Raw genomic sequence first — 13,574 nt, 5'->3', positions numbered from 1 at the left:
GGGCCACGCCACGGGCGCATGCCGGCTTCCCGACGTCGCCCCTTGCCAGCCACCCGAGAGTGTGGTTGACTACTCACATGCCACCGACCATGCGAGCCCGGACGCTCTCCACCGCCGACGAACGGCGCGAGGACGTGCTCTCCACCGCCATCGGGGCGTTCGCCGCCCGGGGCTACTTCGGCACCACGACGATGGAGGTCGCCAAGCGCGCCGGCATCTCCCAGGCGTACCTGTACCGGCTCTTTCCGGACAAGGAGTCGCTGTTCGCCGCGGTGGTCGAGCGCAGCTTCGAGCGGTTCCGGGAGAGTCTGAGCGAGGGCGCGGCGACAGCCGGGGACAGTTCGCCGGAGGCGGTGCTGTCCGCCATGGGGGGCACCTACGCCCTGCTCATCCGCGATCAGGACCTGCTGCTGGTGCAGATGCACGCCCAGTGCGCGGCGGTGTCGGTGCCGGAGATCCGCCGGGCCGTGCAACGGGGCTACGCCCGCCTGGTGGAATACGCCCGCAGCGTCTCCGGCGGCACGGAGGCGCAGGTGCAGGACTTCTTCGCCAAGGGCGCGATGTGCAACGTGGTGGTGACCATGGGCGCCGACACGCTGGACGCCCCGTGGGCCCGGACGCTGTCGGCGGGCCTGCGCCACTGACGGGCGCGGCGGAGCACCGGCCGCCGCGCCTTTCGCCGACCCATCAGTGAGCAATCAACCACTCTATCGAGGAGTCGAGATGAGCAACGGACCCGTCACCGACCAGCCGACCGTGGCCACCGCGCCGCCGGCCGACCAGCCGGCCACCGCGAGGAAGCTCGCCCGCCGCCGCCGGCGCCGGGCCGCCAAGGCCCTGCTGTACGTCTCCCTGATCCTCACCGCCCTGCTCGTGCTCGCCGAGCCCTGGCTGCTCGTCCCCGTCGCCACCGCCGCCGTCGCCCTCTCCCTCTGGAAGTGATCACGATGGACATCAACCGCGGAGCCGCAGTCGTCGTCGACCTCTCGACCGTCGTCGACGCCCCCCTCGACACCGTGTGGCGGCTGCACACCGCCATCGACGCCTGGCCGACCTGGCAGCACGACATCGACGAGGCCCGACTGTCCGGGCCGGTCGCCGTCGGCAGCTCCTTCGCCTGGCGGACCCACGGGCTGTCGATCGTGTCCACCATCGGGGAGGTCGAGCCCCTGCGCCGCATCGCCTGGGGCGGCCCCGCCCACGGCATCGACGGCGTCCACGTGTGGACCTTCGCGCAGACCCCGGCCGGGGTCGCCGTACGCACCACCGAGTCGTGGGACGGCCCGCCCGTCGCGGCGGACCCGGACGGCATGCGCGCCGCCCTCACCTCGTCCCTGACCGGCTGGCTCGCCGCGCTCCGGACGGCGGCGGAGTCGACCACCTGACCGGTCGCTCCCCCGGCGCCCCACGCCCGTGGGGTGCCGGCCCGTCCCGTCAGTCGGAGGGCATCGGGGCCGGCTCCGCGCTGCCCATCCGGCCCGGGTCCCAGTAGGAGTCGTCCGGGGACGGCAGCCGCGTGCTGGACGCACCGGTGTCACCCACGGAGGCCGGCGGTGCCGCCGGTTGCTCCCCCGGCCCGGACCGGCGGGCAGCCACCCCGGCCACCACGACGGCGACCACGACCACGGCGACGGCCACCGCCACCGCCGCACCCCAGCCCTGCCTCATCTCGCGCTCCTCTCCGCCGGCCCGGTCGACGGCACGGGCCTGGGACCCGACGTCCCGGCGACCGGTCGACCACACCGCTTGGACGCGCGCCGCCCCCGACCGGATCCGTCGGATCCCGGCCGGGGGCGGGCACCACCCGATCGGATGACTCAGACGCGGGCCGCGACCGAGTTGTAGGCGTCCATGACCGCGGTGTCGAAGTACGAACTCTTGTTCACCCCGGCGCTGTTCAACGTGCTCATGATGCCGTTGACGTAGCCGTACACGTCGTTGTAGAGGCGCAACCAGACCGAGCCGCTGGAGCCGCCCGTGAAGCCGCAGTTGAGGGCGATCTTGTTCTCGCTGCCGGGCCGGTACGTCGTGCCCTGGCAGTACTGCTGCCACCCGCCGTCGTACGGCGGCGCCGCCGGGTAGGCCAGAATGGTGACGGCCTGGGTGTAGCTGTAGTTGACCGAGAGCCCGTTGCCGCCGACCACGTTGACCAGCCGCTGGCCCGACGCGTTCGGGTACACGGTGATGTACGAGACGTCCCGGTCGAGGTTGCTGTCGTTGATCCAGGCGTTGAACGCGGTCAGGTACTTGGCCGACCACCGACCGTACGGCTCCGCGCCGTAGTTGTAGAGCGGGACGAAGACCCAGTTCTGCATCCACTGGCCGCCCCTGCCGCCGTGCACGCAGTGCCCGGCGCTCATGACGAGCAGCTTGGAGGTGCTGTTCACGGCACCGGCCGAGCAGACGTAGTTCCTCCCGTCCGCCGGGTTGTAGAAGAAGACCTTGCCGACGGTGGTGGACGCGGCGACGTTGGCGCTCATGTCACCGTCGGCCGACGCTTTGGCGCGGCTGGCCGCGGTCGCCACGGTGGGCGCGGCGGGCGGCACGGAGCGGGCCGCACCGGTCGGGCCAAGGCCCTTGCCGGCCACGGCCCCCGCCTTCTTGACCAGCACGTCCGCCGAGATCGCGGTGCGCATCCGCTCCTCGGTCCAGTAGTCGCTCGCCTGCTCGGCGGAGGTCAGCCCGCTGCGGGCCGCAGCGGTGGAGGTGGTCGCCGCCACCGTGCTGACCGACGCCCCGCTGGCGGGGGCGGCCTGCGCGGGCCCGGTGCCCACCAGGACCGTCGCCGCGACGAGCGCGGCGGACGCGGCGACCGTGGCCACCCGCCGGATGTCCGGAAAGTGCATTCGTTCTCCTCCCACAAAATACATTGGCGCTTGTCTAAACGCCCGGCACAGCATGCGGGGCCAGGAAACGGCTGCGGAAGCACCCGGAGCCGTCAACTCTGTCGCTGACAGTGTGTCCGCGACCTGACTGACCGCAACGAGTCGACATCGGACAGTAGTGGAGCTCGGAGGTTCCCTCCGAACCAGCGCCAAGATGTGGGGAGAACGCCAATGGGCCGGCTCACCCGCCCCCTCGTACCAGCGGGTCCCCTTGCCGACTTCTACGACCGACTACACGCCCTGCATTTCGCCGCCGGCCAGCCGAGCATGCGCCGGTTGCAGCAGCTGACCCGCGCCGAGCGGCGGCCACGGGGCATCAATCCGACGTCGATCCACGCGGCCTTCGTTCGCCCCCGCCTGGCCCGGTGGGAGGTGGTGGGCGAGGTCGTCCGGGTGCTCGGCGGCGACGTCGACGAGTTCGCCACGTTGTGGCGCCAGGCCAACCACTGGCAGTCACACGACGACGGCCCGGCCGGCCCCCCGCCGCACGCCCCGTGGGCACCGGCCGACGCCGCTCCCGTGCCCCGCGAGCTGCCCCCGGACGTGCTGCCGTTCACCGGGCGCGGCCCGGTCCGCGCCGCGCTCGACGGCCTGCTCGCCGAGGGCGCCACCCGCGCGGCGATGATGACCGTACTGCTCACCGGCTCGACCGGGATCGGCAAGAGCGCGCTGGCCGTGCACTGGGCGCACCGGGTCGCCGGCCACTTCCCCGGCGGCCAGCTCTACGCGGACCTGCGCGGCGAGAGCCCCGGGCAGCCGCCGGCACCGGCCGAGGTGCTCGCGGCCTTCCTCAACGCCCTCGGCGTCGCCACCGCCGACCTGCCCGCCACCCCGGCCGCCCTGGCCGCCCGCTACCGCACCCGGATGGCCGGTCGCCGGATGCTGGTGCTGCTCGACAACGCGAGCGCCGTCGAGCAGGTGCGCCCCCTGCTGCCCGGCTCGCCCGGCTGCCTCGTCCTGGTGACCAGCCGGGACGGGCTGGCCGAGCTCGTCGTGCGGCACGGCGCACGGCGGCTGGAGCTGGGCCCGCTCAGCGCCGAGGCGGGCGTCGAGCTGCTACGCGGGCTGATCGGTGACCGGGTCGACGCCGACCCCGAGTCCGCGTACGACCTGGTCCGGCGCTGCGGCGGCCGGCCGCTGGCCCTGCGGGTCGCCGCGGAACGGATGACCGCCCACCGCACGACCGCCCTGGCCACGGCCACCGTGGTGAGGCCGGCCCTGGCACCGGCACGGGTGGCGGCCCCGCAGAGCCCCGCGACGCGCGGGCCTCCGTTGCACACGCTCCGCAGTGACCGCGAGCCCGCTTTGGGGCGCTCCCACAATCTGACTCCGGGTATCCCTCCTCCGACCCCACACGACATCTCGCGCTTCCTTTGCTCTGCACCCACGGACGCAGCACCCCGGCTGAGCTGCACGCGAGCGAGAAGGCGAATGACGCGGCGACCGACGGTCGGTCGCGCTGCGTAAAGCGTTGCGCATGCGGGTGCAGAGCAAAGGAAGCCGAGGAGGTGCCGGCAGCCGGCGAGCGGAGACTACGTCCTGTCACCTGATGTTGGCCGGCACGCTACCGCGTCACGGCCGCGTCACGGCCGCAGGGCGGCCTCCGGGGCGACGCCGGGGGCCGGCGTGATCGGCAGCAGCACGCGGAACACCGTGTGACCGGGCTCGCTCGTCACCCGGATGTCCCCGTGGTGCTTGTTGACCACGATCCGGTACGAGATGTCCAGCCCCAGGCCGGTCCCCTCGCCGACCGGTTTCGTGGTGAAGAACGGCTCGAAGATGCGCGGGCGCACCGCCGCCGGGATACCGGGGCCGGTGTCGGCCACCTCGACGGTCAGCAGGTCGTCGACCCGGCCAGTGCGGACGGTCAGCGTGCCCTCGCCGCCCATCGCGGCGAGCGCGTTGTCGATCAGGTTGGTCCACACCTGGTTCAGCTCGGCGGCATACGCGGGGACCGGGGGCAGCCCCGGGTCGTACTCCCGGACCACCCGGACCCCGACCGGGAGCTTCCCCTTGAACATCACCAGCGTCGCGTCGAGCAGCTCGTGCACGTCCACCACCTGGTACGGGGCCCGGTCGAGCTGCGAGTACTGCTTGGCCGCGCCGACCAGCCTGGAGACCCGGGTGGCCGCGTCGGCGATCTCCCGCATGAGCAGCTCGGTGTCCACGGTGTAGGTCAGCCACCGCACCGCCGGTTCCAGGTCGTCGGCCCCGAGCTCCGCGCGGACCCGGTCCAGCCAGGCGACGTCCAGCCCGCCGGCGACCAGCGTCGGGGCCAGCTCCCACCCGGCGGCGACCCCCTGGTCGTCCAGCCAGTCGGTCAGCTCGTCCTCGGCGTCGCTGGTGGCCAGGGGCGACAGCGCGCACGCCTTCGCCGCCCGCTCGACCGCCTCCTCCTGCAACGCCACGAGGGCGTGCAGCCGCCGCCCGTCGAGCCGGCCGTCGGCGATCATCGCCAGCTTGTGCCGCATCCCGGCGACCCGGTCCCGCAACGCGGACGCGGCCCGCACGGCCGCGCTCGCCGGGTTGTTCAGCTCGTGGGTCAGGCCCGCCGACAGGGAGCCCAGGGCCACCAGCCGCTCCCGCTCCCCGACGACCGTCTGGGTGTCCCGCATGCCGATGAACAGCCCCTCCAGCAGGTGCATCGCCATCGGGAACCAGGACCGCACGGCGTGGGCGAACGTCTCCGCGGGCAGCACGAAGAACTCCGCGTCGGTGACCGCCCACATCCCGTTGCGGTAGCCCTCCTGGTCGTCCAGGTACGCCTGGGTGGCCCCGCCGTACACCCCGCGCTGCGCCGTGCGGACGATCTCCACCTCCTCGCCGTGGATCGTCCGGCACAGCCGCACCTCGCCGGCGAGCAGCACGAAGAAGCAGCCCGCCGGCTCGCCCTCGACGTAGACGGCGGCCCCGGCGGCGCGGCGCTCGACCCGGCCGTGCTCGGCCAGCCAGGCCACCTGCTCGTCGCCGAGCGACTCGAACAGGAACAGCGTCCGCACCTCGGCGGGGCTCAGGCCGCTCACTGCGCCTCCAGGTAGCGGTGCACCAGCGACACCGCCATCGCGCCCTCGCCGACAGCGGAGGCGACCCGCTTGACCGACGCCGCCCGCACGTCGCCGGCCGCGAACACCCCCGGCAGGCTGGACTCCAGGTGGTAGGGGTCGCGGGGCAGCGACCAGCCGGACGGCCGGCGTCCCCCGGCCACCAGGTCCGGCCCGGTGACGACGTACCCCTGCCCGTCGCGGACCACGACGCCCTCCAACCATTCGGTACGCGGCTCCGCGCCGATGAACACGAACAGCCACGACGCGTCGACGTCCCGCCGCTCGCCGGTGCGGGTGTCGCGCAGCGTCAGCCGTTGCAGGTGCTCCTCGCCCGCGCCCGCCACCACCTCCGTGTGCGGGTGCACGGTGATCCGGTCGATGCGGTCGAGCTGCTCGATCAGGTAGCTCGACATCGACGCCGTGAGGTCCGTGCCCCGGATCAGCACGTGCACCCGGGCGGCGTACCGGGAGAAGTAGACGGCCGCCTGGCCCGCCGAGTTCGCCCCGCCGACGATGTAGACGTCCTGGTCGACGCAGCTCGGCGCCTCGGTGGCGGCCGAGCCGTAGAAGACGCCCCGGCCGGTGAGGTCGGCCAGGCCAGGGGCGTCGAGCATCCGGTACGACACGCCGGTCGCCAGCACGACCGCGTGCGCGGCGAGGGTGGAGCCGTCGTCGAAGCGCAGCAGCCGCGCCGAGCCGGCCTCCTCCAGCCCGACGACCTCCCGGGTGCTCAGCAGCTCGGCGCCGAACTTCAGCGCCTGCCGGCGGGCCCGGTCGGTGAGCTGCGCCCCGGACACGCCGTCGGGGAAGCCCAGGTAGTTCTCGATCCGGCTGCTCTGCCCGGCCTGCCCGCCGGTGGCCCGCCGCTCCACCAGGACCGTGCGCAGCCCCTCGGACGCCCCGTAGACGGCCGCCCCGAGCCCGGCCGGCCCGCCGCCGACGACCACCAGGTCGTAGAAGTCCGCCGCCGGGACGACGTTGAGGCCGACCAGGCCGGCCAGCTCGGTCTCCGTGGGCGCCACCAGGGCCTTGCCGTCGGCGGTGACGACCAGCGGCACGTCGGTGGCGGTCGCGCCGGCCGCCGCGAGCAGCCGCCCGCCCTCGGGTTCGTCGGCCAGCAGCCACCGGTACGGCACCAGGTTGCGGGCCAGGAAGTCGCGCACCGCGAAGGACGGGGCGGACCAGCGGTGCCCGACGACCCTGATCTCCGTGGTGGCTGCCTCCGGGCTGGCCGACCACGCCTCCAGCAGCGCGTCGACGACCGGGTAGAGCTTCTCCTCCGGCGGGTGCCACGGCTTGAGCAGGTAGTGGTCGAGGTCGACCAGGTTGATCGCGTCGATGGCCGCGCCGGTGTCCGCGTACGCGGTCAGCAGCACCCGGCGCGCGGCGGGGAAGAGGTCCATGGCGGCCTCGAGGAACTCGATGCCGTTCATCTCGGGCATCCGGTAGTCGGCGACCAGCACCGCCACCTGCTCGCCGCGCAGCTTGATCTCGCGCAGCGCGTCGAGGGCCTCCGGGCCGGAGCCGGCGCGCACCACCCGGTACCGGTCGCCGTAGCGGCGGCGGAAGTCGCGGGCGACCGCCCGGGAGACCGCCGGGTCGTCGTCGATCGAGAGGATCACCGGGTGCGCCATCCGCCCATCAAACCACCCTGGCGTTACGGCTCCGCTGCCCGCGGCCCCGTCCCCGCACCCGGCCGGGCGGGGCCACGCGCGGCGCGGCCCGCCATCACATCAGGACGGCGGGCCGACGTGCGCCACCTCGGCGTCGGCCGGCGTCGACCCTTTCGCGGAGGCGGCCCGGCGGCCCCGGGTGGCGGTGGCGGTGACCGCCACGGCGACGGCGATGCCGAGGCCGATCCACAGCGCCGGGTTGGTCCGCAGCCCGGCGGGCAGCTGCTGGGCCAGGACGAAGACGCCCATCACCACCACGAACCAGCCGAACGCCTTGCGCAGCACGTCCTCGGGGATGCGCCCGGCGAGCCGGCCGCCGGCGAGGCTGCCAGCCACGGCGGCGGCGGTCACGGCGGCGGCGAGGCCCCAGTCGATGCTGACGCTGGACAGGTATCCAGCCAGGCCGGCGAACGACTTCATCGCGATGACCACCAGCGAGGTGCCGACGGCCACCGGCATCGGCAGGCCGCCGAGCAGCGCCAGCGCGGGCACCACCAGGAACCCGCCGCCCGCCCCCACCAGGCCGGTGACCAGCCCGACCACCACGCCGTCGAGGATCACCCGCAGCACGGGAAGCTCGTGCGGCACCGGTTTGCCAACGCTGCCGCGCCGGCCACGGAGCATGGCGACCGCGGTGGCGAGCATCATCAGGGCGAACCCGGTGAGCAGGACGGCGGCCGGGATGAACGCGGCGAGGCGGCCTCCGGCGTACGCGCCGGTCATGCCGGCGAGGCCGAAGACCAGGCCGGTGCGCCAGCGCACCCGGTGCGCCCGGGCGTGGGGCAGGACGCCGACGGCGCTGGTGGCGCCGACGACGAGCAGCGAGGTGGCGATTGCCTCCTTCGCGGGCAGGTCGGCGACGTAGACCAGCAGCGGCACGGCGAGGATGGAGCCGCCGCCGCCGAGCAGTCCGAGGCTGACCCCGATGAGGACGGCCAGCCCGACGGTCAGGACCAGGTTGCCGGTCACGACCGCCGCCCGGCGGTCGAGCCCTCGCGGAGCTGGCCGACGATGGTGTCCAGGTCGCAGCTCGCGCCCCGGTTGTAGGGCAGCTTGCCCAGCAGCATGCCCATCGCGCAGGTGTTGGTGACGGCCGCGAAGGTGAGGCCCGCGCCGAGTGCGGCGGCGACCCACTTGAGGCCGGGCACGACCACCGAGCCCAGGACGGCGACCAGGACGATCGAGCCGGCGACGAGGCGGACCTGCCGTTCCAGGTCCCAGCGCGGGACGCCCTGCCGGACCGGCGCGTGCGCGGCCTGCCAGGCCAGCATCCCGCCGTCGAGGACCTTGAGGTGGGGCAGCCCGACCCCGGCGAGGGTCTGCCCCGCCTGGGTGGCGCGGGCACCGGAGCGGCAGATCAGCACCACGTCCTCGTCGAGGTGGCTGCGCAGCTCCTCGCGGTGCTCCCGCAGCAGGTCGAGCGGGACGTTGTAGGCGCCCGGGATGTGCGAGGTCTCGAACTCGGCCGGGGTGCGCACGTCGAGCAGGCGGGGCGCGCGGCCGGAGTCGAGCAGCTCGCGCAGGCCGGCGGCGTCGAGCGTGGCGGTGTGGGCGGCGTCGGGCGCGGTCGGGCGGGCGGTTTCCGAAGTGCTCATCTCTCCTCGTTCCTGTTGTCGGTCTCGGTTGGTCGGGTCTCGGCCCGCTCGAACAGGTCGTCGATGACGACGACCTGCCGGCCGGCGTTGGCCAGCAGGGCCGCGGCGACGGTGGCGCGGTAGCCGGAGCCGCAGTGCACCCACACCGTGCCGGCGGGCACGTCGGCGAGGCGGTCGGGCAGGTCGGGCAGGGGGATGTGCACCGCGCCGTCGAGGTGGCCGGCGGTCCACTCGTTGGTCATCCGGACGTCGAGGACGACGTCCGGCGCGGGCAGGCCGGCCGGCGGTCGTCCGGCGCGGGCGGCGGCGAGCGCGGGAAAGTCGGCCATGGGCAGCTGCCGTAGCTGCTCCGGCCGGGTCGCCCACCGCTCGGGCACGCCCGTGGCCTGGGCGGCGGGCCGGTCGATGCCGATGCGCGCCAGCTCCCGTTGGGCATCGGCGATCTGCTCCGGTGTCTCGGCGAGCAGGGTGAGCGGGGCGCCCCAGTCGATCAGCCAGCCCAGCCAGGTGGACATCGGCCCGTCGAGGCCGAGGCCGACCGTGCCCGCCAGGTGCGATTCGGCGTACGCCTTGCGGTGTCGCAGGTCGACCACCCACTGTCCGGCAGCGAGCCGGTCGCGCAGCTCGGCGGCGTCGGCGCGGGCCACCGGGGTGAGGTCGACCGGCGCGGGCCCGGCGGCGTTGGCCACGCCCATGTGGGCGTAGTACGCCGGGTGGGCGTCCAGCCCGGCGAGGGTCTCGGTGACGAAGTCGGCGGCGGCGAGCCGCAGCACGGGGTTGGCCCGCCGTTCGCGGCCGATCGTGGAGTCCGGCGCGTCGGCCTGGCTGGCCGAGCAGAAGCTGCCGAAGCCGTGGGTGGGCCACACCTGCGTCCCGTCGGGGAGCAGGTCGGCCAGCCGCCGGGCCGAGGCGTGCTGGCGGTGGGCGAGTTCGTGGGCGTGCCGCTGGCCGAGCAGGTCGGTGCGGCCGGTGGTGCCGAACAGCAGGGAACCGCCGGTGAAGACGCCGACCGGCTGCCACCCGCCGTCCGTGGCCGCGTCGAGGACGTACGACAGGTGGTGGAAGGTGTGGCCCGGCGTGGCCACCGTCCGCAGCCGCAGCGCGTCGGAGACCTCCACCGTGTCGCCGTCGGCGACCGGAATCCGGTCGAACCGGACGTCGTCGGCGGCGGCGACCAGGTAGTGCGCGCCGGTCAGGCGGGCCAGTTCCAGGCCGCCGGAGACGTAGTCGTTGTGGAGGTGGGTCTCGACCACGTGGGTGATCCGCACCCCCTTCGCCCCGGCGAGGTACATGACGCGGTCGATGTCCCGTTGCGGGTCGACGACGATCGCCGCCCGGCCGTCCGAGGCCAGGTAGCTGCGGTCGCCCAGCGACGAGGTCGCGATGACGGACACGTCGATCGCCATAGCCACACTCCTCCCATTCATACCCCCAGGGGTATGATGTCGACAGATCGCGCCCCGGTTGGGCACGACCACGGCTTACCCGCGCCAGCCGTCACCATGCGGGCCCCGCACCGCCGGTCCCAACATACCCCGGGGGGTACCCATTCCGCCAATGCCCGGCCCTGGCCTCAGCCCCCGGAGAACGGGACCTTCGGCCCGGGAATATACCCCGGGGGGTATGCGCTACAGTCGGTGTATCGCCGACCATCACCGCAGAGGAGACCGGCCCATGTTGTTCACGCAGTACTACCTCGACTGCCTGTCCCAGGCGTCCTACCTGATCGCCGACGAGAGCACCGGCCGGGCCGTGCTGGTCGACCCCCGCCGCGACATCGACGAGTACCTCACCGACGCACGGGCCCACGGCCTGACCATCGAGGGCGTCATCAACACCCACTTCCACGCCGACTTCCTCGCCGGCCACCTCGAAGTCGCTGCCGCCACCGGCGCCTGGATCGGCTACGGCCACCGCGCCGAAGCCGAATACCCGATCCGCAAGCTCACCGACGGCGACCGCATCAGCCTCGGCGACGTCACCCTGGAAATCATGGAAACCCCGGGCCACACCCCGGAGTCGATCAGCATCCTGGTCTACGAGCACGCCGACGACCCCGTACCGCACGGCGTCCTCACCGGCGACGCCCTGTTCATCGGCGACGTCGGCCGCCCCGACCTACTCGCCTCCCTCGGCGTCACCGCCGAAGAACTCGGCACCATGCTCTACGACAGCGTGCAACGCAAACTGATGAGCCTCCCCGACGAGGTACGCGTCTTCCCCGCCCACGGCGCCGGCTCCGCCTGCGGCAAGAACCTCTCCACCGAACGACAGTCCACCATCGGCGACCAGCGGCGTACCAACTACGCCTGCGCCCCGATGAGCCAGGAGCAGTTCCTCACCCTCGTCACCGGCGGCCAGCCGTCGGCGCCCGGCTACTTCGCCTTCGACGCCGTACTCAACCGCAAGGCCCGCGAACTGTTCGACCACAACAAGCCGGCACGGCCACTCACCGCCGCCGAGTTCACCCAGGCCCGCGCCGACGGCGCGGCAGTGATCGACGCCCGCGACCCCCAGGAATACGCCGCCGGACACCTCACCGGAGCCATCAACATCCCGGCCGACGGCCGATTCGCCGAGACCGCCGGCAGCGTGGTCGCCCCGAACCGTAAGGTCCTCGTCGTCGCCCCACAGGACCGCGAGGAGGAGATCGTCGTACGCCTCGCCCGCATCGGCTTCGACCAGGTCCTCGGCTACCTGCGAGAGCCCGAGGGCGCCTTCCTGGAAATGGTCACCGACATGACCCACGCCAGCCGGGTCACCGCCACCGAACTCCGCGAGGCGCTGGAGCGAGCCGAGCCACCGGTGGTCCTCGACGTACGCAACGCCGGCGAGCGGGAACAGGGCGCCATCACCGGCTCCCTGCACATCCCCCTCGCCGAACTGACCCGCCGCCTCGACGAGGTGCCCACCGACCAGCCCGTCGTCGTGCACTGCGCCGGCGGCTACCGCTCCTCCGTCGCAGCCAGCCTCCTGCGCAACACCGGCCGGACCGATGTCTCCGACCTGCTCGGCGGCTACGGCGCCTGGCAGACCATGCACGCGGGGGTCTGACCGCCGACGGGACCTGTCGCGGGCCGGGCCGCCCCAAGAAAGTCCAGACGGGGCGGCCCGGCCGTCGGTCAGGCCGTCGCGGTGCAGCTCAGGGTCGGGGTGCTGGCCGCCCCCGAGCCGGTGAAGCCGAAGCTGGCCTTACCCCCGGCCGCCAGCACGCCGTTGTAGCTGGCGTTGCTGGCGGTCACGGTCGACCCGCTGGTGGTGACCGTGGCGCTCCAGGACGAGGCGATCTGCTGGCCGCCAGGCCACGTCCAGGTGACCGTCCAGCCCCGGATCGGGCTGCTGCCGGCGGTCACCTCGACCTCGCCCTGGAAGCCGCCGGACCACTGCCCGGTCGACTTGTAGACGGCCGAGCAACCGGCGGAGGCCGGCGGCGTGGTCGGCGGCGCAGTGGTCGCGGGCGGGGTGGTGGGCGGGGCCGTCGTCGGGGGCGCGGTCGTCGGCGGGGTGGTCGTGCCGCCGAAGTTCACGTCGCTGCACAGGTAGTAGGACTGGTCCGAGTGGCTGGCCTGCCAGATGGTGTAGACGATGTGCCGGCCGGTGCGGCCCGGCGCGTTCGCCGGGATCTGGATCGACACGCCCTGGCTCTCCTTGGTCGGCCACTGCGATGCCGGGGTGTTGCCGATCTGGCCGACCAGTTCCAGGTCACTCCAGGCCAGCGGCTTGGTAAGGGCGTTGAAGCCCTGCTTGGTGACGTACACCCGGATGTAGTCGGCGCCGTGGCTGGCCTGGTCCCAGAGCTTGACCTGGAAGCTGTTGGCGACGTTGGTGGTCTTCCACGCGCCGAGCGCGTCGAGCGAGTTGTAGCGGCCGTCGCCGGTGTGGCCGGCGCTGCACAGCTGACCGTCGGGGATGGCGCCCTGGTGGTTGCCGGCGACGCCCTCGCGGTAGAGGCCGTTCCAGTTCCACATGGCCGAACTGTTGTACTGCCAGGCCTGCCAGCACATCGGGTCCTCGGTGGCCATGGCCGGGTTCTGGAAGTCGTTGCCCCAGCGGGCCCAGCAGCCGTAGTTGCGGGACGCGGGGTCGACGGTGGAGCCGTGGGCGGCGGCCGGGTTGGCCAGGGCGGTGGTCAGCAGCAGCGCGGCGGCCGCGCCGACGGCGAGCAGCCACGCCACGAGGGGGATGCGACGTGGTCGGACGAGATGGGACACGGAGCCCTCCAGGGAGAGGTCGGACGACGACGCCCGGACGGCCGGGAGTTGCCCGCTCCCGCGCCTGGTTGGGTGGCTCCCACTGCGGCTCTGCCTGGCAGACTCCCACATGTATCGAAAAGTGTCAATATGAACCGGGTCGGCGCGCTGCGGCGCGGGGCACGGA

The 13,574-nt window shown here is 73.4% G+C and carries 13 protein-coding genes; 5 read left to right on the top strand and 8 right to left on the bottom strand.

The features are described from left to right. The first annotated feature begins 89 nt into the window (after nucleotides 1-89). The 3 genes from ACFT41_RS16990 to ACFT41_RS16980 all read left to right on the top strand — a co-directional run bounded on the left by ACFT41_RS16990 (nucleotide 90) and on the right by ACFT41_RS16980 (nucleotide 1,385). The gene (locus tag ACFT41_RS16990) at nucleotides 90-644 is read left to right on the top strand and encodes a TetR/AcrR family transcriptional regulator (protein ID WP_377587807.1); all 555 of its coding nucleotides are present in this window, start codon (nucleotides 90-92) and stop codon (nucleotides 642-644) included. Nucleotides 645-723: 79 nt separating this feature from the next. After that, nucleotides 724-942: a hypothetical protein gene (locus ACFT41_RS16985; protein ID WP_377587808.1), complete on the top strand. Its 219-nt coding sequence runs from the start codon at nucleotides 724-726 to the stop codon at nucleotides 940-942. 5 nt (nucleotides 943-947) lie between these two features. Further along, entirely contained in the window at nucleotides 948-1,385 is a 438-nt protein-coding gene (locus tag ACFT41_RS16980) for an SRPBCC family protein (protein WP_377587809.1), read from the top strand. A gap of 49 nt (nucleotides 1,386-1,434) precedes the next feature. Here the strand turns inward: ACFT41_RS16980 and ACFT41_RS16975 are convergent, their stop codons facing one another. Together ACFT41_RS16975 and ACFT41_RS16970 are read right to left on the bottom strand one after the other, a co-directional pair. Continuing rightward, the gene (locus ACFT41_RS16975) at nucleotides 1,435-1,668 is read right to left on the bottom strand and encodes a hypothetical protein (protein ID WP_377587810.1); all 234 of its coding nucleotides are present in this window, start codon (nucleotides 1,666-1,668) and stop codon (nucleotides 1,435-1,437) included. Between the two features lie 149 nt (nucleotides 1,669-1,817). Then, nucleotides 1,818-2,846, bottom strand: coding sequence for a trypsin-like serine peptidase (locus ACFT41_RS16970; RefSeq protein WP_377587811.1), 1,029 nt, complete (start codon nucleotides 2,844-2,846; stop codon nucleotides 1,818-1,820). A gap of 210 nt (nucleotides 2,847-3,056) precedes the next feature. On the opposite strand from ACFT41_RS16970, the gene ACFT41_RS16965 reads away from it, so the two are divergent. Continuing rightward, nucleotides 3,057-4,352 carry an NB-ARC domain-containing protein gene (locus ACFT41_RS16965; protein WP_377587812.1) on the top strand — a complete coding sequence of 432 codons (1,296 nt, stop codon included), beginning with the start codon at nucleotides 3,057-3,059 and terminating at the stop codon, nucleotides 4,350-4,352. A 116-nt stretch (nucleotides 4,353-4,468) separates the two neighbouring features. Here the strand turns inward: ACFT41_RS16965 and ACFT41_RS16960 are convergent, their stop codons facing one another. From ACFT41_RS16960 to ACFT41_RS16940, 5 genes are all read right to left on the bottom strand, one after another. Further along, nucleotides 4,469-5,908: an ATP-binding protein gene (locus ACFT41_RS16960; RefSeq protein WP_377587813.1), complete on the bottom strand. Its 1,440-nt coding sequence runs from the start codon at nucleotides 5,906-5,908 to the stop codon at nucleotides 4,469-4,471. Beyond that, nucleotides 5,905-7,563: an FAD-dependent oxidoreductase gene (locus ACFT41_RS16955; protein WP_377587814.1), complete on the bottom strand. Its 1,659-nt coding sequence runs from the start codon at nucleotides 7,561-7,563 to the stop codon at nucleotides 5,905-5,907. The genes ACFT41_RS16960 and ACFT41_RS16955 overlap by 4 nt, the downstream gene beginning before the upstream one ends. A gap of 99 nt (nucleotides 7,564-7,662) precedes the next feature. Then, nucleotides 7,663-8,571 (bottom strand): sulfite exporter TauE/SafE family protein, encoded by a 909-nt coding sequence (locus ACFT41_RS16950; RefSeq protein ID WP_377587815.1) that lies wholly within the window; start codon nucleotides 8,569-8,571, stop codon nucleotides 7,663-7,665. Then, nucleotides 8,568-9,197, bottom strand: coding sequence for a rhodanese-like domain-containing protein (locus ACFT41_RS16945; protein WP_377587816.1), 630 nt, complete (start codon nucleotides 9,195-9,197; stop codon nucleotides 8,568-8,570). The genes ACFT41_RS16950 and ACFT41_RS16945 overlap by 4 nt, the downstream gene beginning before the upstream one ends. Further along, a complete protein-coding gene (locus ACFT41_RS16940; RefSeq protein WP_377587817.1) occupies nucleotides 9,194-10,603 on the bottom strand; it encodes a rhodanese-like domain-containing protein in 1,410 nt (469 codons plus the stop codon). The genes ACFT41_RS16945 and ACFT41_RS16940 overlap by 4 nt, the downstream gene beginning before the upstream one ends. Nucleotides 10,604-10,871: 268 nt before the next feature. Here ACFT41_RS16940 and ACFT41_RS16935 point away from each other — a divergent pair, with 268 nt between their 5' ends. Beyond that, nucleotides 10,872-12,251 (top strand): rhodanese-like domain-containing protein, encoded by a 1,380-nt coding sequence (locus ACFT41_RS16935; protein ID WP_377587818.1) that lies wholly within the window; start codon nucleotides 10,872-10,874, stop codon nucleotides 12,249-12,251. A 68-nt stretch (nucleotides 12,252-12,319) separates the two neighbouring features. On the opposite strand, the gene ACFT41_RS16930 is transcribed toward ACFT41_RS16935, so the two are convergent. Continuing rightward, nucleotides 12,320-13,408 (bottom strand): lytic polysaccharide monooxygenase, encoded by a 1,089-nt coding sequence (locus tag ACFT41_RS16930; protein ID WP_377587819.1) that lies wholly within the window; start codon nucleotides 13,406-13,408, stop codon nucleotides 12,320-12,322. Nucleotides 13,409-13,574 lie beyond the last annotated feature (166 nt).

Origin of the sequence: Micromonospora sp. NPDC057141, assembly GCF_042670805.1 — a bacterium.
Classification (GTDB): Bacteria; Actinomycetota; Actinomycetes; order Mycobacteriales; family Micromonosporaceae; genus Micromonospora.
This window is presented reverse-complemented; position numbering and strand designations above follow the sequence as displayed.

Coding starts and splice junctions, on each gene's coding strand:
- ACFT41_RS16990 (WP_377587807.1), top strand. CDS start 90: ATGCGAGCCCGGACGCTCTCCACCGCCGACGAACGGCGCGAGGACGTG.
- ACFT41_RS16985 (WP_377587808.1), top strand. CDS start 724: ATGAGCAACGGACCCGTCACCGACCAGCCGACCGTGGCCACCGCGCCG.
- ACFT41_RS16980 (WP_377587809.1), top strand. CDS start 948: ATGGACATCAACCGCGGAGCCGCAGTCGTCGTCGACCTCTCGACCGTC.
- ACFT41_RS16975 (WP_377587810.1), bottom strand. CDS start 1,668: ATGAGGCAGGGCTGGGGTGCGGCGGTGGCGGTGGCCGTCGCCGTGGTC.
- ACFT41_RS16970 (WP_377587811.1), bottom strand. CDS start 2,846: ATGCACTTTCCGGACATCCGGCGGGTGGCCACGGTCGCCGCGTCCGCC.
- ACFT41_RS16965 (WP_377587812.1), top strand. CDS start 3,057: ATGGGCCGGCTCACCCGCCCCCTCGTACCAGCGGGTCCCCTTGCCGAC.
- ACFT41_RS16955 (WP_377587814.1), bottom strand. CDS start 7,563: ATGGCGCACCCGGTGATCCTCTCGATCGACGACGACCCGGCGGTCTCC.
- ACFT41_RS16945 (WP_377587816.1), bottom strand. CDS start 9,197: ATGAGCACTTCGGAAACCGCCCGCCCGACCGCGCCCGACGCCGCCCAC.
- ACFT41_RS16940 (WP_377587817.1), bottom strand. CDS start 10,603: ATGGCGATCGACGTGTCCGTCATCGCGACCTCGTCGCTGGGCGACCGC.
- ACFT41_RS16935 (WP_377587818.1), top strand. CDS start 10,872: ATGTTGTTCACGCAGTACTACCTCGACTGCCTGTCCCAGGCGTCCTAC.